Source organism: Pseudomonas tehranensis, assembly GCF_014268615.1.
GTDB classification, from domain to species: domain Bacteria; phylum Pseudomonadota; class Gammaproteobacteria; order Pseudomonadales; family Pseudomonadaceae; genus Aquipseudomonas; species Aquipseudomonas tehranensis.
In genome coordinates this window covers 1-21,452 of sequence record NZ_JABWQV010000037.1, presented here as the reverse complement: position 1 = coordinate 21,452, position 21,452 = coordinate 1, and the positions used below count along the sequence as shown (strand labels likewise).

Below are 21,452 nucleotides of genomic sequence, written 5' to 3'. Positions count from 1 at the left end.
ATTCTGCATGAGCATCAGAGAGAGTTGATCGGACCTCAGGAAAAACAGAATTGCCTTACATTCGAGGAGATTAAAGCCGCATCGCGCGCTGTGTTTTCCGACAGACATCCCTCGTAAGGGGGATTACAAAAGTCGCCGCACGAAACAATCAGCAACTTCCTACAACGTGACGGCCTCCGGGACTGCAATAGGTCGTGATACCGTCCTTTCGTCGCAAAAAGCCAAGGATGCAACCCATGACGACTCGCTACGCAAAAATCGCAATGACCCTGGCCCTCGCCGCTTTCGCCTTGCTGACCGTGTTCAACAACCTCACGGACTACAACTCCAACTTCAATTTCGTCCATCACGTGCTGAGTATGGACACCACCTTTCCCGACAATGCCGCGCGCTATCGCGCCATCGACCAGCCTTGGGCATGGCACGGTGCCTACTGGCTGATCATCCTCGGCGAAGCGCTCACCGCAGGCTTGCTGGGCTATGGCGCGCTCAGTCTCTGGCAGGCACGTAATTTCCCAAGCGTGGTTTTCACCCAGGCCAAGCGCTGGGCCATCATCGGTTTGACGATGGGTTTTTTCGTCTGGTTCTTTGGTTTCATGGTCATCGGCGGGGAATGGTTTCTGATGTGGCAATCAGAAATCTGGAATGGCCAGGACGCAGCCTTCAGGTTCTACATGGCGCTGCTGGGCGTGCTGATATTTCTCAATCAGCCCGACGCGGAGCTGGACTGATCCCCATAAAAAACGGCCCGTCTTCATGGAGGACGGGCCGTTTTTTATTTCAGAACCTTCGCGCGAGCCGTCGAGGCCTCGCTGAAAGCCTTACTGGTTCAGGCGGAAATCTTTTTCAGCCGCTTCGAAACGCTGCAGCATACCGGCGGTAGGCGAGCCCATCTTGCTGACGAAGTAGATAGCCAGGCTGGCAAAGATGAAGCCTGGGATGATTTCGTACAGGCCCAGCAGCTCGAAGTGTTTCCAGACGATCACGGTGATCGCCCCCACCAGGATGCCTGCCAGCGCGCCGTTACGGGTCATGTTTTTCCAGATCACCGAGATCAGGACCACAGGACCGAAGGCCGCACCGAAACCGGCCCAGGCGTAGCTCACCAGACCCAGCACGCGGTTTTCCGGGTTGGCCGCCAGGAAGATGGCAACCACTGCCACCAGCAGCACCATGGCGCGACCGACCCAGACCAGCTCCAGCTGGGACGCACCCTTGCGCAGGAAAGCCTTGTAGAAGTCTTCGGTCAGCGCACTGGAGCACACCAGCAACTGGCAGCTCAGGGTGCTCATGACAGCCGCCAGGATCGCCGACAGCAGCACACCGGCCACCCATGGGTTGAACAGCAGCTTGGCCAGCTCGATGAACACGCGCTCAGGGTTCTCGGTCACGGGACCGGCCACTTCCGGATGTGCCGAGAAGTAAGCGATACCGAAGAAGCCGACAGCCACGGTGCCGCCCAGGCAGAGAATCATCCAGGCCATCGAGATACGACGGGCCTTGGCGATGGACTTGACCGAATCGGCAGCCATGAAACGCGCCAGGATGTGCGGCTGGCCGAAGTAGCCCAGGCCCCAACCCATCAGCGAGATCACACCGATGAACGTGGTGTTTTTCAGCATGTCGAAGGCAGTAGGATCTTTCGCTTCGATGGCCAGGAACGTGGTGTCCACGCCGCCGGTAGCCAGCAGCACGATGATCGGCGTAAGGATTAGCGCGAAGATCATCAGCGTCGCTTGTACGGTGTCGGTCCAGCTCACGGCCAGGAAACCACCGATGAAGGTGTAGGCAATGGTTGCCGCCGCACCGGCCCACAGCGCTGTCTCGTAGGACATGCCGAAGGTGCTTTCAAACAGACGGGCACCGGCCACGATGCCGGAGGCGCAGTAGATGGTGAAGAACACCAGGATCACCACCGCAGAGATGATCCGCAGCAGGCCGCTGGTATCTTCAAAACGGCTGGAGAAGTAATCCGGCAGTGTCAGCGCATCACCGTTGTGCTCGGTCTGTACCCGCAGACGACCGGCCACGAACAGCCAGTTCAGGTAGGCACCGATGATCAGGCCGATGGCGATCCAGCCTTCCGACAGGCCGGACATGTAGATAGCACCGGGCAAGCCCATCAACAGCCAGCCGCTCATGTCGGAGGCACCGGCGGACAATGCAGTCACGACGCTGCCCAGGCTGCGACCGCCCAGGATGTAATCGGAAAGGTTATTGGTGGAGCGATAAGCCATCAGGCCGATCAGGACCATTACTGCGATATAGATCACGAAAGTGATCAGGGTGGGATTACTAACACTCATGAGTTACGCCCTGGCTTTGTTTTTATGTAGCGGTGGCAGTAGGAAGCGTCGACAAGTCAACCATAGACCTTGTTTGACGTTTCCAGGACCCGCGAATTTATGACTGATGTTTCCCCAGGAAAGCCATCAGCCGATGCCCCTCGACTTCGAGCCGGTTGCACCTTGGCGGCGAATGCTATTCAACAAATGAAATAAGGTGCAACCAGTTTCGCTCGAATCAGTTGCACCTAGTCGGTTTTTTCGCCCAATGACGGTTTTTTGCTCCCTTTTAGTGCGGTATCAACCTTTGGCTAGAAGCCAATGCACTAAGCAGAGGCACCGCTGGAGTCACGAATTTTACTTTCCTGATGAGCTGCTTATTTTTTCGTCGAAAAAAGGTTGCACCCGGTTGCACCTCGACCAGCTCACAGCTAATCTTGCCGCCAGCTGATGCCACGCAATACGTGGTAAACATGAGGATAAAAATATGGCTACCACCACCCTTGGGGTCAAACTCGATGACCCGACCCGCGAACGCCTCAAGGCGGCCGCAACCTCGATTGATCGCACGCCCCACTGGCTGATCAAGCAGGCAATTTTCAATTACCTGGAAAAACTCGAGGGTGGTGCAACCCTGACCGAACTGAACGGTTCGACCCGTGCCGACAACGATGAAGCCGGCGACGTCCAGGTCGACCACGCGCACCAGTGCTTCCTGGAGTTTGCCGAAAGCATTTTGCCGCAATCGGTCCTGCGCGCCTCTATCACCGCCGCTTACCGTCGTCCGGAGCCGGAAGTGGTGCCGATGCTGATCGAGCAGGCGCGCCTGCCGGCCGACATGGCCGAAGCCACCAACAAACTGGCCGCCTCGATTGCTGAAAAACTGCGTAACCAGAAGAGTGCCGGCGGCCGTGCCGGTATTGTTCAGGGGCTGTTGCAGGAGTTTTCCCTGTCGTCCCAGGAAGGCGTGGCGCTGATGTGTCTGGCCGAGGCGCTGCTGCGTATCCCGGACAAAGGTACTCGCGATGCACTGATCCGCGACAAGATCAGCACCGGCAACTGGCACCCACACCTGGGCAACAGCCCATCGCTGTTCGTCAACGCCGCCACTTGGGGCCTGCTGCTGACCGGCAAACTGGTCGCCACCCATAATGAAGCGGGCCTGACTTCCTCTCTGAGCCGCATCATTGGCAAGAGTGGCGAGCCGATGATCCGCAAGGGCGTCGACATGGCCATGCGCCTGATGGGCGAGCAGTTCGTCACCGGCGAAACCATCGCCGAAGCCCTGGCCAACGCCAACAAATTCGAGACCAAGGGTTTCCGCTATTCCTACGACATGCTGGGTGAAGCCGCACTCACCGAACATGACGCCCAGAAGTACCTGGCCTCGTACGAACAAGCCATCCACTCGATCGGCAAGGCGTCCCACGGCCGCGGGATTTATGAAGGTCCGGGCATTTCCATCAAGCTCTCGGCCCTGCACCCCCGCTACAGCCGCGCCCAGTACGAGCGCGTCATGGAAGAGCTGTACCCGCGGCTGCTGTCACTGACCCTGCTGGCCAAGCAATACGACATCGGCCTGAACATCGACGCCGAAGAAGCCGATCGCCTCGAGCTGTCCCTGGACCTGCTGGAACGCCTGTGCTTCGAACCACAGCTGACCGGCTGGAACGGCATTGGCTTCGTGATCCAGGCCTACCAGAAGCGTTGCCCGTACGTGATCGACTACGTCATCGATCTGGCCCGCCGCAGCCGTCACCGCCTGATGATCCGCCTGGTGAAAGGCGCGTACTGGGACAGCGAGATCAAACGCGCCCAGGTCGAAGGCCTGGAAGGCTATCCGGTCTACACCCGCAAGGTGTACACCGACGTTTCCTACATCGCCTGCGCGCGCAAACTGCTGTCGGTGCCGGAAGCCATCTACCCGCAATTCGCCACGCACAACGCCCATACCCTGTCCGCCATCTATCACATCGCCGGTCAGAACTATTACCCGGGCCAGTATGAGTTCCAGTGCCTGCACGGCATGGGTGAACCGCTGTACGAGCAGGTTGTAGGCAAAGTTTCCGAAGGCAAGTTGAACCGTCCGTGCCGCGTATACGCTCCGGTCGGCACCCACGAGACACTGCTGGCTTATCTGGTTCGTCGCCTGTTGGAGAACGGTGCCAACACCTCATTCGTCAACCGCATCGCCGACCAGTCCATTTCCATTCAGGAGCTGGTGGCCGATCCGGTGGCCAGCATCGAGCAAATGGCAACCCTGGAAGGCGGTTTCGGCCTGCCGCACCCGCGTATTCCGCTGCCGCGCGACCTGTATGGCAGCGAACGCGCCAACTCCAGCGGCATCGACCTGGCCAACGAACATTGCCTGGCCTCGCTGTCCTGCGCCCTGCTGGCTACCGCTCACAACAACTGGAAAGCGGCGCCGATGCTCGGTTGCCCAGCCAGCGAAGAAACACCGGCGCAGGTTTTGAACCCGTCCGATCACCGTGACGTGGTCGGCCATGTGCAGGAAGCCACGGTCGCTGACGTCGACAACGCCATCCAGTGCGCCCTCAACGCGGCGCCGATCTGGCAGGCTACGCCACCGGCCGAACGCGCTGCGATCCTGGAGCGCGCCGCCGACCTGATGGAAGGCGAGATCCAGCCGTTGATGGGTCTGCTGGCCCGCGAAGCCGGCAAGACCTTCGCCAACGCCATCGCCGAGGTGCGTGAAGCCGTGGACTTCCTGCGTTACTACGCCGTGCAGGCCCGCAACGACTTCACCAACGATGCCCACCGCCCACTGGGTCCGGTGGTCTGCATCAGCCCATGGAACTTCCCGCTGGCGATTTTCAGCGGACAAGTGGCAGCCGCACTGGCCGCCGGTAACCCGGTACTGGCCAAGCCTGCCGAGCAGACGCCGTTGGTGGCTGCCCAAGCCGTGCGACTGATGCTCGAAGCCGGTATTCCGGAAGGCGTGCTGCAACTGCTGCCGGGACGTGGCGAAACCGTTGGCGCCCGCCTGGTGGGTGACGATCGGGTCAAAGGCGTGATGTTCACCGGTTCCACCGAAGTCGCTCGTCTGTTGCAACGCAACATCGCCGGGCGCCTGGACAACCAGGGGCGACCGATCCCGCTGATCGCCGAAACCGGCGGCCAGAACGCGATGATCGTCGACTCCTCGGCCCTGACCGAACAAGTGGTCATCGACGTGGTTTCTTCGGCATTCGACAGCGCCGGCCAGCGCTGCTCCGCCCTGCGGGTCCTGTGCTTGCAGGAAGACTCGGCCGACCGAGTCATCGAAATGCTCAAGGGCGCCATGGCCGAATCACGCCTCGGCAACCCTGAGCGCCTGTCGGTAGACATCGGCCCGGTGATCGATGCCGAAGCCAAGGCCGGTATCGAGAAACACATCCAGGCCATGCGCGACAAAGGTCGCACGGTTTATCAGATGGCAATCGCTGACAGCGCCGAGTGCAAGCGCGGCACGTTCGTGATGCCAACGCTGATCGAGCTGGAAAGCTTCGACGAACTGCAGCGTGAGATTTTTGGCCCAGTGCTGCACGTGGTGCGCTACAAGCGCAAGGAACTGGATCAACTGATCAACCAGATCAATGCCTCCGGTTATGGCCTGACCCTGGGCGTACACACCCGCATCGACGAGACCATCGCCAAGGTGATCGATAACGTCCATGCCGGTAACGTCTACGTGAACCGCAACATCGTGGGTGCCGTGGTCGGCGTGCAACCGTTCGGCGGCGAAGGCCTGTCGGGCACCGGTCCCAAGGCCGGCGGTCCGCTGTACCTGTACCGCTTGCTGTCGACCCGTCCTACCGATGCGATCCAGCAGTCGTTCGTCCGTGACGATGCCCTCAATGCGCCAGACCTGCGTTTGCGTGACGCCATGAGCAAGCCGCTGACCGCCCTGCAAGCCTGGGCAGACAGCCAGAAACTCGCCGAATTGAGCGCCCTGTGCGTACAGTTCGCGGCTCAGTCGCAAAGCGGTATCACCCGCCAACTGACCGGTCCGACCGGCGAACGCAACAGCTACGCCATCCTGCCCCGCGAGCACGTGCTGTGCCTGGCGGACGTAGAGGGCGATCTGCTGACGCAACTGGCGGCGGTGCTGGCGGTAGGCGGCTCGGCTGTGTGGCCGGAAACCGACACCAGCAAGGCTTTGTTCGCACGCCTGCCGAAAGAAATTCAAACGCGCATCCAGCGGGTTTCCGACTGGGCCAAGGACGAAGTGGCGTACGACGCCGTCCTGCATCATGGCGACTCGGATCAACTGCGCAGCGTTTGCCAGCAAGTGGCCAAGCGTGCCGGCGCCATTGTCGGGGTCCATGGTTTGTCCCAGGGCGAAACCAACATTGCGCTGGAACGCTTGGTGATCGAGCGCGCCTTGAGCGTCAACACCGCAGCGGCGGGTGGCAACGCCAGTCTGATGACTATCGGCTAAACCCGCTGTAGGCAGGCACCTGCAATGGGTGCCTGGTCAACGAAATCCCTTGTGGGGATGAACTCTGTGGGGGCAGAGCTTGCTCGCGATCCAGGCACTGCGGTACTCAAGAGACTGCGGCGCTTTCGTCGCGGGCAAGCCTTGCTCCCACAAAGCCCGCTCCCACATTTGATTAGCGTCGCCCTCTCTCCTCCATCACCCAAATCAATCATCCTGTTCAGCCTCTATTGCCACGCCTAGACTCGGCCCATTCCAAAAAAAGGTAAGCCGCCATGTCCGAGACGTTGCTCAGTTCCCGAAATCTGGCTTTCGAGCTGTATGAAGTCCTTGATGCCGAGGGCTTGACCCAGCGCGAGCGGTTCGCCGAGCACAATCGCGAAACCTTCGACGCGGCCATCGGCACCGCCCGCAGCATCGCCGAAAAATACTTCGCACCGCATAACCGCAAAAACGATGAAAACGAGCCGCGCTACGAGGACGGTCAGGCGATCCTGATTCCGGAAGTAAAGCCGGCGGTGGATGCTTTCCTGGAGGCCGGTTTTCTCAATGCCGCGCGCAGTTTCGACGCCGGCGGCATGCAATTGCCGACGCTACTGTCCCAAGCCTGCTTCGCGCACTTCCAATCGGCCAACGCCGCGTCGACCTCTTACCCGTTCCTGACCATGGGCGCGGCAAACCTGATCGAAAGCTTCGGCAGCGAAGAGCAGAAACAACGTTTCCTGCAACCGATGATCGAGGGCCGTTTCTTCGGCACCATGGCCCTGACCGAACCCCACGCGGGCTCTTCGCTGTCGGATATTCGTACCCGTGCTGAGCCGGCATCCGACGGCACTTATCGGCTCAAGGGCAACAAGATCTTCATCTCCGGCGGCGATCATCCACTGTCGGAAAATATCGTGCACATGGTCCTGGCGAAACTGCCGGACGCGCCACCTGGCGTGAAGGGCATCTCGCTGTTTATCGTGCCCAAGTTCCTGGTCAACGACGACGGCAGCCTCGGCCAGCGTAACGACGTGCTGCTGGCCGGGCTGTTCCACAAGATGGGCTGGCGCGGCACCACCTCCACGGCGCTGAACTTCGGCGACAACGGCGAATGCGTCGGTTACTTGGTAGGAAAACCGCACCACGGCCTGAGCTACATGTTCCAGATGATGAACGAAGCGCGGATCGGCGTTGGCATGGGTGCGGTAATGCTGGGTTACGCCGGCTACCTGTATTCCCTTGAATACGCCCGCGAACGTCCGCAAGGCCGGGTGCCCGACAGCAAGGACCCCACCACCGCTCCCGTGGCGATCATCCAGCACGCCGATGTACGTCGTATGTTGCTAACTCAGAAGGCCTACGTTGAAGGCGCATTTGACCTGGGCCTATACGCGGCGCGCCTGTTCGACGACACCACCACTCTTGAAAGCGAAGCCGAGCGCAGACGCGCTCATGAATTGCTGGATTTGTTGACTCCGATTGTCAAATCCTGGCCATCGGAGTTTTGCCTGAAGGCCAACGAACTGGCGATCCAGATTCTGGGTGGCCACGGCTATACCCGCGAATACCCGGTCGAGCAGTATTACCGCGACAACCGCTTGAACCCGATTCACGAAGGCACTCACGGCATCCAGTCCCTGGACTTGTTGGGCCGTAAACTGGCGCAAAACGGCGGTGCCGGGCTCAAGCAGCTGATCCGCCTCGTGGCCGACACCAGCGAACGCGCTCAGGCGTACGAATCACTGACGCCATTGCGTCAGCCACTGGAGGCGCTGGTGGCGCGCCTGCAAACCGTCACCCTGGGGTTGCTGACGGACCTGGCCCAGGGCAAGGTCAACAGCAGCCTCGCCAACTCGGCGCTGTATCTCAAGGTTTTTGGTCACATGGTGATTGGCTGGCGCTGGCTGGAACAAGCGATTCGGGCCGAGGAAGGCCTGGCCATGGGGAACGCAGCGGACACCGACTTCTATAAAGGCAAGCTGCAAGCGGCGCGGTACTTCCTGACATGGGAAGTGCCAGGGTGCCACCATGAGCTGGCGATTCTCGAGGCGCGGGATGATACATGCCTTGGGATGCGGGATGAGTGGTTCTGATCCAGTTCTTGCGGCGCGGCTGAAATCCAATCGCGAGCAGGCTCGCTCCCACAGTGGGTCGGCGGTGAACACGGATATTGCGTTCACTCGGCCCCATGTGGGAGCGAGCCTGCTCGCGATGACTTAAGTACAGACAACGACACTTTGTAAGCCAAGTTGCGACTTCAAGCCTGCTGAATCGTCTTGGCAATGACCTCGACCGTGGCGCTGACTTGCTCTTGGTAACGGTCGAGTTCCGCTTGATGTTGCTTCTGCATTTCCATCTGTTGCGAGCACAGGTTCATGGCCGCCAGCACCAACAGGCGATCACCGATCAGCGTCGGGTATTTCCTCTTGGTGTCGGCCAGGGCCGCCTTGAGCATCGAAGCGGCGTCCAGCAGGGCCTGTTCCTGCCCGGCCGGTGCCTTGATTGAATAGTCTTCTCCCAGGATCGAGACGACTGTCACCCCGTCGGCGCCATGCTTCATGCGCTGACAGGACCGGCGCTGGCGCGCTCGATCAGGGCCTGGATGCGCGCGGCGGTGGTGCCGTGCAGCTCTTCCTGTTCCATCAGGCTCAGTTGCAGGCTTTCATTTTCATCCTTGGCCTTGGCCAGTTCCGCGTTCAGCGTCTCATTCAGGCCGGCGAGGTGACGGTTCTGTTGCACCAGGTCGTTGACCAGTTGTTCCAGTTGGCTGAGGGATGTTTCCAACATATTGATTTCCAGGCTTTTTCAAGGGGGCGCGTACGATAAAGAAAAGTCACCGTCAATGCCATGGCTTGGGCGGCGGTGCTTCGCTGGCGAGCTGTAAAGACTGTGAATGGAAGATCTGGTTCCCGCCCTTCGTCGCGCAGCAGGCGCTGCCCTGCGACAAAAGCACGCAGCGACTCAAGACTTTAGTCGTATGACCGATAAGTCAGGGAATACCTGTCACAGCCCCCGCACGGACGCGCCCTCTTCCGGTACTTTCCATGTCCCTACGTAATATGAATATCGCGCCGCGGGCGTTCCTGGGGTTTGCCCTGATCGGCGCCCTGATGCTGGCCCTCGGGGTGTTCGCCCTGAGCCAGATGAGCAAAATCCGTGCGTCCGGCGAAAGCCTCGTCCAGAACAGCGTGCCCAGCATCAAGGCTCTGGATGAATTCACCTCGCTGACCCTGCGCCTGCGCGTGCTGTCCTATCGCTTGCTGGTCAACCGCGAACCGGACATCCAGCAGAAAACCTTCAGCTTGTTCGAGCAACGCAACCAGCAGATCCAGGCCGCTCAAAGCGCCTACGAAAAACTTATCAGCTCCCCGCAAGAGCGGGCCGCCTACGAGCAGTACATTCAATTGCTAGGCCAATACCGCCAGCTCGAAGAACGGATGAAAACGTTGTCGCGCAACAATCAGCTCGATGAGTTGCGTGCATTGCTCAACACTGAGCTGCTGAGCAACTCCGACGCCATCAACGTGGCAATCAATCGGCTGGTAGAAATCAACAACCAGCAAGCCGAGGCCCTCAATCAGGACGCGACCCAACAATATTCAACGGCCTTCAATTGGGTGGTCACGCTGCTGGTCATCGCCACCGGCCTGACCCTGCTGTTCGCCTGGCTGCTGACCAACAGCATTACCCGCCCGATCGGCAGCGCCCTGGACGCCGCCGAAGAAATCGCCAAGGGCAACCTGACCCGACCGATTACCGTGGATGGCAGCGATGAAGCCGGTCGCCTGCTGCGGGCGATGTCGACCATGCAGGACAAACTGCGCGACACCCTGCAACGGATCTCCGGCTCGGCCACCCAACTGGCCTCCGCCGCCGAAGAACTCAACAGCGTCACTGACGAAAGCGCCCGTGGCCTGACCCAGCAGAACAATGAAATCGAACAGGCCGCCACGGCGGTCAACGAAATGACCAGCGCCGTCGAAGAAGTGGCGCGCAACGCGGTGAGCACCTCCGAAGCCTCGAAAGACGCCACTGCCTCTGCGGGCGATGGTCGCGACCTGGTGCAGGAAACCGTCAGCGCCATCGAACGCATGAGCGCCGATGTACAAAGCACCGCCACGCTGATCGGCAACCTGGCCGATGAGTCCCGCGACATCGGCAAAGTGCTGGACGTGATCCGCGGCCTGGCCGACCAGACCAACCTGCTGGCCCTGAACGCCGCCATCGAAGCGGCCCGTGCCGGTGAGGCCGGTCGTGGTTTTGCCGTCGTGGCCGACGAAGTACGCGCCCTGGCCCATCGCACCCAGCAGTCGACCAGCGAGATCGAACGCATGATCGGCAGCATCCAGAGCGGCACCGAACACGCCGTGGATTCGATGCGCAACAGCACCGAACGCGCTGAGTCGACGCTGAACATCGCGCGCGGCGCGGGCATGTCCCTGGACACGATCAACACCGCCATCGTCGAGATCAACGAACGCAACCTGGTGATCGCCAGCGCCGCCGAAGAACAGGCCCAAGTGGCCCGTGAAGTGGACCGCAACCTGGTGAACATCCGCGACCTGTCGGTGCAATCGGCCACCGGCGCCAACCAGACCAGCGCCGCCAGCGCCGAACTGTCGCGCCTGGCCGTGGATTTGAACAGCATGGTTGGGCGGTTCAGCCTTTAACTCTCTGGCTTTTGTGGCGAGGGACCTTGCTCCCGCTGGGCTGCAGGAGCTGTGTAGGAGCTGTCGAGTGCAACGAGGCTGCGATCTTTCCACGACCCATTGAGTCGAAAGCGAAAGATCAAAAGATCAAAAGATCGCAGGCTTCGCCAGCTCCTACAGGGCCCAGCGGGAGCAAGCCCTCTCGCCACGGTGCTGCCGCGCTTGTACCCAACCTTTTTTGACAGCATCACATTTCAACAGGTTAGAATCGCTGGCACGCAGACTGCATGGTCAGTTTGCGCCCGCCCCCCACGCTTGCTCGGAGTACTGCCTTTGACTGCGACGACCATCAACAGCCTGTTCTTGATCGGCGCGTTGCTGGTAGGTGCGAGCATTCTGGTCAGTTCTCTTTCGTCCCGCCTGGGCATCCCGATTCTGGTGATCATCCTGGCCGTGGGCATGGTTGCCGGTGTCGACGGCGCCGGGATTCTGTTCGATAACTACGCCACGGCCTATCTGGTCGGCAACCTCGCGCTGGCCGTGATTCTGCTGGACGGTGGCTTGCGCACGCGGGTGTCGAGCTTTCGCGTGGCGTTGTGGCCAGCCTTGTCGCTGGCCACCGTTGGCGTCCTGATCACCACCGGGCTGACCGGCCTGGCGGCGGCGTGGCTGTTCAATCTGAACCTGATGCAAGGTCTGCTGATTGGTGCCATTGTCGGCTCGACCGATGCCGCGGCGGTGTTTTCGCTGTTGGGCGGCAAGGGCTTGAACGAGCGGGTCAGCGCGACGTTGGAGATCGAATCCGGCAGCAACGACCCCATGGCGGTGTTCCTGACCGTAACCCTGATCGGCATGCTCGCCAGCGGTGAAACAGGTCTGCATTGGAACCTGCTGGGGCACTTGTTGCGTGAGTTCGGCATTGGCGGGGTAATCGGCCTGGGCGGTGGCTGGCTGATGCTGCAATTGGTCAACCGCATCAACCTGGCCAACGGGCTCTACCCGATCCTCGTCATCAGCGGCGGCCTGGCGGTGTTCGCCCTGACCAACGCCTTGCATGGCAGCGGCTTCCTCGCGGTTTACCTGTGCGGCCTAGTGATCGGCAACCGCCCGGTGCGCAGCCGTCACGGCATCCTGCACATGCTCGATGGCATGGCCTGGCTGGCGCAAATCGGCATGTTTCTGGTGCTGGGGCTGCTGGTCACGCCCCATGACCTGCTGCCGATCGCCCTGCCTGCCCTGGGTCTGGCGTTGTGGATGATCTTGATAGCACGTCCGCTGTCGGTGATGGTGGGGCTGTTGCCGTTCAAGGCCTTCCATGGCCGCGAAAAAGCGTTCATTTCCTGGGTCGGCCTGCGCGGTGCGGTGCCGATCATTCTGGCGGTGTTCCCGCTGATGGCCGGCCTGCCTCACGCGCAGCTGTACTTCAACCTGGCGTTCTTTATCGTGCTGGTGTCGCTGCTGGTGCAGGGCACGAGCCTGCCATGGGTCGCCAAACTTCTGCACGTCACCGTCCCGCCAGAACCGCTGCCGATCTCCCGGGCAGCGCTGGAGGTCCACGTCACCAGCGAGTGGGAACTGTTCATCTATCGCCTCGGTGCGGAGAAATGGTGCATCGGCTCGCCCCTGCGGGATCTGAAAATGCCCGACGGCACACGGATCGCGGCACTGTTTCGTGGCCAGCAACTGCTCCATCCGTCGGGTAGTACGGTGCTGGAGGTCGGTGATTTGCTGTGTGTCATCGGCCATGAACACGATTTGCCGGCCCTTGGAAAACTGTTCAGCCAGGCACCGCAAAGGGGCCTGGATCTGCGCTTCTTCGGCGACTTCGTACTCGAAGGAGACGCCCAGCTGGCCGCGGTTGCGGCCCTGTACGGGCTGAAGCTGGACGGCATCGATCCGGACATGTCCCTGGGCCGCTTCATCGCCCAGAAAGTCGGTGGCGCGCCAGTGGTCGGTGACCAGGTGGATTGGAACAACACCCTCTGGACTGTTGCGGTCATGGACGGGAACAAGATCGGCAAAGTGGGCGTCAGATTCCCCGAAGGAAGTCGCCCGGGTCCCGGCTTGTTCCTCTAAACTGCTCCCACTTTCACTTGCTCGACCGGTCTCTATGCCTACCCTGCGCTCCTTTTTCACCATTGCCCTGCTGGGCCTGAGTCTTTCCGTCTGCCCACTGCAAGCCGCCGAACCGCTCACCAGCGCTTCGGTACAGGCCAGCCTGGACAAAATCGCTGACCGCAAACTGCCGGAAGCCGAGCAGAAGTCCTTGCAGGAGATACTGCAAAAGACCCTGACTCAGCTCACCAGCAAAGCCGAATACGAGCAGAAGCTGGTCGATCTCAAACAGCAGCTGGCCAGTGCCCCCAAGCAAAACATTGAAAACCAGCGCGAACTGGCCCGGCTCAAGAGCACCCCCGTGGTGCCGGTGGCACAGCGTTACGCCAACCTGCCGGTTCCCCAGCTCGAACAGATGCTGACGGACCGTTCCACCCAGCAGAGTGACCTGCAAAAAGCCCTGGCCGATGCCAACAGCCTGATCATCACCGCCCAGACCCGCCCTGAGCGCGCCCAGGCCGAAATCGCCAGCAGCCAGACCCGCATCCAGCAGATCAACACCATCCTCAAGACGGGCAAGGACGCCGGTAAAACCCTGAACGGCGAACAGCGCGACCAGCTCAACGCCGAACTGGCAGCACTCAATGCGCTGATTCCGTTGCGACGCCAGGAACTGGCCGGCAACAGCCAGTTGCAAGACTTGGGCAACAGTCAGCACGACTTGCTGACGGAAAAGATCGACCGCATGGAGCAGGAAATCCAGGACCTGCAAACGCTGATCAACCAGAAGCGACTGGCCCAGTCCCAGGAAACGGTGACCCAGCAATCCATCGAAGCCCAGAAGGCCGGCGGCAGCAGCCTGCTGGCGACCGAAAGCACGGCCAACCTGAAACTTTCCGACTATCTGCTCAAAAGCACCGACCGCCTCAATGAGGTCACCCAGCAGAACCTGCAGACCAAGCAACTGCTGGACAGCGTTACCCAGACCGACGCGGCCCTGGACGAGCAAATCAGCGTCCTCAAGGGCAGCCTGCTGCTTTCCAAGATTCTCTACAAACAGCGCCAGACCCTGCCACGCCTGGAACTGGACAAGAATCTGGCGGACCAGATTGCCGACATCCGCCTGTACCAGTTCGAGGTCAGCCAGCAACGCGAACTGCTGAACAATCCAAGCGCCTATGTCGACAATCTGCTGGCATCGCAGCCTGCCGAACAAGTCACGCCGCAACTGCGCAAAACCCTGCTGGAACTGGCCCTGACCCGGGTCGACCTGCTGGAACGCCTGAATCGCGAGTTGAGCGCGGTGCTTAACGAATCCATCACCTTGCAGCTCAACCAGAAGCAACTGCTCAGTACCGCGCAAAACCTGCGGGCGACCCTCGAAGAGCAAATGTTCTGGATTCCCAGCAACAAGCCGCTGGATTTCGAATGGATGCGGGGCGTGCCGGCTCGCCTGGAAAAACAGGTCGACTCGCTACCCTGGGCCTCGAGTCTCAGTGAGCTGGCGGACGGCCTGACCCAGCGGCCGCTGCTGTTCCTGCCCCTGGCGCTGCTCATCGGTGCTCTGCTGTGGCGACGCAAGAATCTGTATGCCCGGCTGAACAAGGTTCACCAGGACGTCGGCCACTTCAAGCGTGACAGTCAGTGGCATACCCCGCAGGCGATTCTGATCAATATCCTCCTGGCGATGCCGGTAGCCCTGGCGCTGGCCCTGTGCGGCTACGCCCTGCAGATCGACGCCCGGGGCCAGAACGCCAACCTCGGCGCTGCACTTCTGCAGATCGGCCAGGCCTGGCTGGTGTTCTATACCGCCTATAGGGTGCTGGCGCCCGGTGGCGTGGCCGAGTTGCATTTCCGCTGGGAAAAACCCCAGGTCGAATTCCTCCAGGGCTGGATCCGCCGGCTCGGGCTGGTGGTACTGGCGCTGGTCGCCGTGGTGGCCGTGGCCGAATTGCAACCCTCGGCCCTGGCCGACGATGTACTGGGCATGCCGGTGGTGCTGACCTGCTACGCCCTGATGGCCTGGCTGCTCAGCCGGCTGTTGCTCAGCAGCCCGACCCACCAGAACACCTCGCTGTTCCGCAAGGCCGTCGGGGTGATGTTCACCGCGCTGCCAATCGCCTTGTTCGTAGCCGTGTGCTTTGGCTACTACTACACCGCGCTCAAACTCAGCGACCGACTGATCAATACCCTGTACCTGCTGATGTTCTGGCTGGTGATCGAGGCCACCTTCGTGCGCGGCCTGTCGGTCGCGGCGCGGCGCCTGGCCTACCAGCGCGCCCTGGCCAAGCGTCAGGCGACCAAGGAAGCCGGTGATGGCGAAGCAGTGGTCGAGGAGCCGACCCTGGACATCGAAAAGGTCAACGAACAGTCCCTGCGCCTGATCCGCCTGGCCCTGCTGGGCGGTTTCATCGCCGCGCTGTATTGGGTCTGGTCGGACCTGATCAGCGTGTTCTCCTACCTGGACAACATTACCCTCTACGAATACACCAGCGGTACCGGCGCCAACATGAGCATGGTGCCCATCAGCATCGGCGACATGCTCGGCGCGCTGATCATCATCGGCATCACCTTTGCCCTGGCGCGCAACCTGCCGGGCCTGCTGGAAGTGTTTGTCCTGTCCAAACTCAACCTGGCCCAGGGCAGCGCCTACGCCGCCACCACGCTGCTGTCCTATGTGATCGCCGGCATAGGCTTCGTCACCACACTCTCCACCCTGGGCGTGAGCTGGGACAAACTGCAATGGCTGGTGGCCGCGCTCTCGGTGGGCCTGGGCTTCGGCATGCAGGAAATCTTCGCCAACTTCATCTCCGGGATCATGATTCTGTTCGAGCGTCCGGTGCGGATCGGCGACACCATCACCATCGGCAATCTGTCGGGCACGGTCAGCAAGATCCGCATCCGCGCCACCACCATCACCGACTTTGACCGCAAGGACATCATCGTCCCCAACAAGACCTTCATCACCGGACAGTTGATCAACTGGTCGCTGACCGACACCGTCACCCGCGTGACCCTCAAGCTGGGCGTGGACTACGGGTCGGACCTGGACCTGGTCAAGGAACTGCTGCTCAAGGCCGCCCGTGAGAACCCACGCGTGCTGAAGGAGCCGGAACCACTGGTGTACTTCCTGAACTTCGGGGAAAGTACCCTGGACCATGAGTTGCGCATGCATGTGCGTGACCTGGGCGACCGCAACCCGGTGCTGGACGAGATCAACCGGTTCATCAGCCGCGAATTCAAGAAACAGGGCATCAGCATTGCGTTCCGGCAGGTAGAAGTCTCCTTGAAAAATCTTCAAGGCCTGGAATACAAGCTGACACCTGTCTTGCCTGAAGCCAAAACCGCGACGCCTGAGCCTCCCCTCACGCCAGGGCCCAAGTCCTTGCCAGAGCCGCCGGCAGCCACCCTCGACTGATCGCGCGAGGCCTGCGGGCATCGCGCCGGAGACGGCCATGAAAACCCTGGAAACATTGACCTTCGATAACCGCTTCGCCCGTCTTGGCGACGGTTTCTCGGCCCACGTGCTCCCCGAGCCCATCGACAATCCCCGGCTGGTTGTTGCCAGCCGCCAAGCCATGGCTTTGCTGGACCTGGACCCGGTCGAAGCCCAGGCACCGCTGTTCGCCGAGCTGTTCGGCGGGCACAAGCTGTGGGCTGAAACCGAGCCCCGGGCGATGGTGTATTCGGGGCACCAGTTCGGCCATTACAACCCGCAACTGGGGGATGGCCGCGGGCTGCTACTGGGAGAGGTATACAACGAGGCCGGGGAACATTGGGACCTGCACCTCAAGGGCGCCGGCCAGACACCGTTCTCACGCATGGGCGATGGACGGGCGGTATTGCGCTCCTCGATCCGCGAATTCCTGGCGTCCGAAGCGCTGCACGCCCTGGGCATACCCACCACCCGCGCCTTATGCGTGATCGGTTCCGACACCCCGGTGTGGCGCGAGAAGCAGGAGCGTGCCGCCATGGTGCTGCGTATGGCACCGAGCCATGTGCGCTTCGGGCACTTCGAATACTTCTACTACACCAAAAAGCCCGAATTGCATGCCAGCCTCGCGGAACATGTGCTGAACATGCACTTTGCCGAGTGCCGCGAACAACCGGAGCCATACCTGGCGATGTTCCGCGAGATCGTCGAGCGCAACGCCGAACTGATCGCCAAATGGCAAGCCTACGGCTTCTGCCACGGTGTGATGAACACCGACAACATGTCGATCCTGGGCATCACCTTCGATTTCGGGCCATTCGCCTTCCTCGACGACTTCGACGCCAATTTCATCTGCAACCACTCCGACGACCAGGGCCGCTACTCATTCAGCAACCAGGTGCCGATTGGCCAATGGAACCTCAGCGCCCTGGCCCAGGCCCTGACGCCGTTCATCAGCGTCGAGGCCTTGCGTGAAACACTCGGTTTGTATTTGCCGCTGTACCAGGCCCACTACCTGGACCTGATGCGCCGCCGCCTGGGCCTGACCAGCGCCGAGGAGGATGACCAGAAACTGGTGGAGCACCTGCTGCAATTGATGCAAAACAGCGGCGTCGACTACAGCCTGTTCTTCCGCCAGCTAGGCGATCAGTCCCCCGAGCAGGCCGTCGCCGCCCTGCGCGATGACTTCGTCGACCTCAAGGGCTTCGACGCTTGGGGCGAGCTTTACGTTGCCCGCGTCAACCGCGAAGGCACGGTCGATCAAGACCAGCGTCGCGCCCGCATGCACGCCGTGAACCCACTGTATGTGCTGCGCAACTACCTGGCACAGAAAGCCATCGACGCTGCCGAGGCAGGCGACTACGACGAAGTGCGCCGCCTGCATACGGTGCTGAGCAAGCCGTTCGAGGAACAGCCGGGCATGGACAGCTACGCGCAACGTCCGCCGGAGTGGGGCAAGCATCTGGAGATCAGTTGTTCGTCGTAAAGGCTTCAGTCTTGCGAGGGCAAGTCATGTGGGAGCAAGGCTTTCCCGCGATGAAAGCAACTCGATCTTCCCCAAAAACCGAGGAGCCTGTATCGCGAGCAAGCTTTGCTCCCACAGGAACCGTCAAATAAAGGTTTCAACCGATACGCCGAAGCGCCCGCCAACCAGCGAATCTGCCTTAAATTGAGCGGGCGTTTGCCGCTCAATACCTCCCATACCACCGACTGGGTGTCGACGCCCGGCAATGTGAGCGGGTGTGAGCCCTGCTCACCCCACCTTATCGTTCCCCTGCTCAGGCGTCTCAATGCCCGGTTCTGTCTCGGCCCCCTCTTCGCCAGCCGGTTTGGCCGGCGTTTTTTTCTCGGGGTAACCGGGCATGCCGCGGGCGTCTTCGGGAGTCAGTTCATCCCGTTCGTGTCGGCGGTCGATGGCGTAGGCCGGGGCGGCGTTAGGGTCTTCGTCACGGCCTGCAGTGCCGAGGACAAAGCCATCGTCATTGGGGTTGTCCACCGCTTGGGGAGTGGCTGGGTCTTGAGGATGGCTCATGGGACCTCCTGAGTCTGCAAACAGATACGTGGTGTCTTTTTGAGGCCCTGACAGCTTTTCAGTGCGGCGCACCTGATGAATGGCAGCCTTGATAAACGTCCTTGGAGAAGCCTGGACTGTGAGTCCCTGTGGGAGCGGGCTTGCTCGCGAATGCGGCGTATCAGAAACATAGATGTTGACTGGCACACCGTCTTCGCGAGCAAGCCCGCTCCCACAAGGAGAATCCGCTCGCATGGCTGCCTCCACGCTACGCCATATCACTCTGGCTGAATTCTTCGGCCAGAAAATCAATCAGCGTGCGCACCGACGGCAGCAACCCGCGCCGTGAGGCGAAAATTGCATGGACGATCCCGCACTTGGGCGTCCAGCCCGGTACCAACTCCACCAGTCGTCCAGCCGCCAGGTCCTCGCGCACCACCACGGCTGGCAGGTGCGCGATGCCGATACCCGCCAATACCGCATGACGCAGGGCCAGCAGGTCATCGGTGACCATGCGTGGTTCATGGCGGATCAACGCGCTGGCACCGTCCGGACCGAACAGTTCCCACTGGTACTCACGCTGCGCTGCGCCCCAGTGCACGCTCGGCAAACCGTGCAGGTCCGCCGGTGAAGCGGGTGAGGACAGGCGCTCGCGGTAGGCCGGGCTGCCTACCAGACACTGGGTGCTGTTACCCAATACTTTCATGACCATGTCGGTGTTTTCCAGCGGCGGAAAACGTACCCGCAACGCGATATCGAAACCCTCATGGATCAGGTCGACCCGACGGTTGGTGCTCTCGATGAACAACTCCACCCGCGGGTACTTGAGCATGTAGCGGGTCAGCATCGGCCCGACCCAGCTGTTGAGCAACGCTGTCGGGCAACTGAGGCGCACCAGCCCCTGGGGCTCGGAGCGGTTACGTTCGATCACTTCGGCCGCGCTCTCGGCCTCGACCCGCATCGCCAGGCAGCGCTGATAGTAGGCCTGGCCGATCTCCGTCAAAGAGCAATGGCGACTGGTGCGATGGATCAACCGCACCCCAAGGCGCTCTTCCAGTTGAGCAATCCGCCGGCTGAGTTTCGATTTGGGCATGTCCAGCGCCCGGCCAGCGGCGGCGAAACCGCCGTGCTCGACCACTTGGGTGAAGTAGTAAAGCGTGTTGAGGTCTTCGATGATCGTTCTCCAAATAGAACGCTAAGGCTGATTTTTGCAGTCTAGCGCATCAAAGGTGCCAGTTTTAATCTATGTCCATCGCTTAGCAACACACCAACACTGACAACTTCAACCACGCCGAACCGTTCGGCAGCCAAAACTTAGAGGACTAACGCCATGACCACTTCCTACAACCGTCTCGACAAAGATAACGCCGCCGTTCTGCTGGTGGACCATCAGGCTGGCCTGCTGTCGCTGGTGCGTGACATTGACCCGGACCGCTTCAAGAACAACGTGCTGGCCCTGGCCGACCTGGCCAAATACTTCGAGCTGCCGACCATCCTCACCACCAGTTTCGAAACCGGCCCCAACGGCCCGTTGATGCCCGAGCTCAAGAGCCTGTTCCCGGACGCGCCGTACATCGCTCGTCCCGGCCAGATCAACGCCTGGGACAACGAAGATTTCGTCAAGGCGATCAAAGCCACCGGCAAGAAGCAACTGATCATCGCCGGGGTCGTCACGGAAGTCTGTGTAGCCTTCCCGGCACTGTCGGCCCTGGCCGAAGGTTTCGAAGTGTTCGTGGTCACCGATGCCTCTGGCACATTCAACGAGCTGACCCGTCAATCGGCCTGGGACCGCATGTCCTCCTCGGGTGCGCAATTGATGACCTGGTTCGGCCTGGCCTGCGAGCTGCACCGCGACTGGCGCAACGATGTGGAAGGGCTGGCGACCTTGTTCTCCAACCACATCCCGGACTACCGCAACCTGATGACCAGCTACAACACGCTGACCAGCGCGAAATAACCGGCAACGCGTAACCCTGTGGGAGCGGGCTTGCTCGCGAAGACGGTGCGTCAGTCGACATCTATATGTCTGACACACCGCATTCGCGAGCAAGCCCGCTCCCACAGGGGGTTTTGCGGTGGTTTCTATATAGTGTTCAATCTGTACCGATGATTTTTCCTGGAGACTGCCCCAATGCTGATCCCCTGCCCCCACTGCAACGGGCTCAACCGCATCCCCGCCGAACGCCTGGGCGATGCGCCCAAGTGCGGGCGCTGCAAAGCCCAGGTGCTGTTGAGCAAACCGTTCGAACTCAAGCAAGGCGACTACGCCAGCCAGATCAAGGGTGACCTGCCGTTACTGGTGGATGTGTGGGCCGATTGGTGCGGGCCATGCAAGTCCTTTGCGCCCGTGTTCGAACAGGCCGCCACGCAACTGGTGGGCAAATGCCGTCTGGCCAAGCTCGACAGCGAAGCCAATCAGCCGCTATCGGCGCAGTTGGGGATCCGCTCGATACCCAGCCTGATTCTGTTCAAGGACGGCCGGGAAGTGGCGCGCCAGAGTGGAGCATTGCCGTTGCCGCAGCTGATGAGTTGGTTGCGTAGCCAGGGGATCTGAAGCCATGAGATGAATGTGGGAGCGGGCTTGCTCGCGAATGCG

Annotated in this window: 14 protein-coding genes and 2 pseudogenes; 10 read left to right on the top strand and 6 right to left on the bottom strand. The window is 60.9% G+C overall.

Features of this window, described 5'->3' with window-relative positions; genetic code table 11:
- The first annotated feature begins 236 nt into the window (after positions 1–236).
- Positions 237–731: a DUF2165 family protein gene (locus HU811_RS09445; RefSeq protein WP_092452480.1), complete on the top strand. Its 495-nt coding sequence runs from the start codon at positions 237–239 to the stop codon at positions 729–731.
- 90 nt (positions 732–821) lie between these two features.
- On the opposite strand, the gene putP is transcribed toward HU811_RS09445, so the two are convergent.
- A complete protein-coding gene (gene putP / locus HU811_RS09440; RefSeq protein WP_092395638.1) occupies positions 822–2,306 on the bottom strand; it encodes a sodium/proline symporter PutP in 1,485 nt (494 codons plus the stop codon).
- 466 nt (positions 2,307–2,772) lie between these two features.
- On the opposite strand from putP, the gene putA reads away from it, so the two are divergent.
- Both putA and HU811_RS09430 read left to right on the top strand, forming a co-directional pair.
- The gene (gene putA / locus HU811_RS09435) at positions 2,773–6,726 is read left to right on the top strand and encodes a trifunctional transcriptional regulator/proline dehydrogenase/L-glutamate gamma-semialdehyde dehydrogenase (protein ID WP_186655436.1); all 3,954 of its coding nucleotides are present in this window, start codon (positions 2,773–2,775) and stop codon (positions 6,724–6,726) included.
- 272 nt (positions 6,727–6,998) lie between these two features.
- The gene (locus HU811_RS09430) at positions 6,999–8,801 is read left to right on the top strand and encodes an acyl-CoA dehydrogenase (protein WP_186655433.1); all 1,803 of its coding nucleotides are present in this window, start codon (positions 6,999–7,001) and stop codon (positions 8,799–8,801) included.
- A 164-nt stretch (positions 8,802–8,965) separates the two neighbouring features.
- Here HU811_RS09430 and HU811_RS09425 read toward each other — a convergent pair whose 3' ends face one another.
- Together HU811_RS09425 and HU811_RS09420 are read right to left on the bottom strand one after the other, a co-directional pair.
- Entirely contained in the window at positions 8,966–9,268 is a 303-nt protein-coding gene (locus HU811_RS09425; protein ID WP_092395632.1) for a cell division protein ZapA, read from the bottom strand.
- Entirely contained in the window at positions 9,265–9,495 is a 231-nt protein-coding gene (locus tag HU811_RS09420; protein ID WP_092395630.1) for a hypothetical protein, read from the bottom strand. Before HU811_RS09420 ends, HU811_RS09425 begins: the two co-directional genes overlap by 4 nt.
- Positions 9,496–9,752: 257 nt before the next feature.
- On the opposite strand from HU811_RS09420, the pseudogene HU811_RS27765 reads away from it, so the two are divergent.
- The 5 genes and pseudogenes from HU811_RS27765 to selO all read left to right on the top strand — a co-directional run.
- Positions 9,753–10,475: pseudogene (locus HU811_RS27765) on the top strand (MCP four helix bundle domain-containing protein); the annotation flags it as partial.
- A gap of 30 nt (positions 10,476–10,505) precedes the next feature.
- Positions 10,506–11,378: a methyl-accepting chemotaxis protein gene (locus HU811_RS27760; protein WP_371913916.1), complete on the top strand. Its 873-nt coding sequence runs from the start codon at positions 10,506–10,508 to the stop codon at positions 11,376–11,378.
- Positions 11,379–11,690: 312 nt separating this feature from the next.
- A complete protein-coding gene (locus HU811_RS09410) occupies positions 11,691–13,433 on the top strand; it encodes a potassium/proton antiporter (protein ID WP_092395626.1) in 1,743 nt (580 codons plus the stop codon).
- A 34-nt stretch (positions 13,434–13,467) separates the two neighbouring features.
- Positions 13,468–16,830: a mechanosensitive channel MscK gene (gene mscK, locus HU811_RS09405; protein WP_186655428.1), complete on the top strand. Its 3,363-nt coding sequence runs from the start codon at positions 13,468–13,470 to the stop codon at positions 16,828–16,830.
- 37 nt (positions 16,831–16,867) lie between these two features.
- Positions 16,868–18,331 (top strand): protein adenylyltransferase SelO, encoded by a 1,464-nt coding sequence (selO, locus tag HU811_RS09400; protein WP_186655425.1) that lies wholly within the window; start codon positions 16,868–16,870, stop codon positions 18,329–18,331.
- A 123-nt stretch (positions 18,332–18,454) separates the two neighbouring features.
- Here selO and HU811_RS27405 read toward each other — a convergent pair.
- The 3 genes and pseudogenes from HU811_RS27405 to HU811_RS09390 all read right to left on the bottom strand — a co-directional run.
- A pseudogene (locus HU811_RS27405) lies at positions 18,455–18,579 on the bottom strand (transcriptional regulator); the annotation flags it as partial.
- Between the two features lie 19 nt (positions 18,580–18,598).
- Positions 18,599–18,877, bottom strand: coding sequence for a hypothetical protein (locus tag HU811_RS09395; RefSeq protein WP_186655422.1), 279 nt, complete (start codon positions 18,875–18,877; stop codon positions 18,599–18,601).
- Between the two features lie 247 nt (positions 18,878–19,124).
- Positions 19,125–20,033 (bottom strand): LysR family transcriptional regulator, encoded by a 909-nt coding sequence (locus tag HU811_RS09390; RefSeq protein WP_186655458.1) that lies wholly within the window; start codon positions 20,031–20,033, stop codon positions 19,125–19,127.
- A 153-nt stretch (positions 20,034–20,186) separates the two neighbouring features.
- Here HU811_RS09390 and ycaC point away from each other — a divergent pair, with 153 nt between their 5' ends.
- Positions 20,187–20,813: an isochorismate family cysteine hydrolase YcaC gene (gene ycaC / locus HU811_RS09385; RefSeq protein ID WP_092395616.1), complete on the top strand. Its 627-nt coding sequence runs from the start codon at positions 20,187–20,189 to the stop codon at positions 20,811–20,813.
- Positions 20,814–20,987: 174 nt separating this feature from the next.
- Complete coding sequence (gene trxC / locus HU811_RS09380; RefSeq protein WP_092395614.1) at positions 20,988–21,410, top strand: thioredoxin TrxC; 423 nt, start codon at positions 20,988–20,990, stop codon at positions 21,408–21,410.
- The last annotated feature ends 42 nt before the right edge of the window (positions 21,411–21,452 follow it).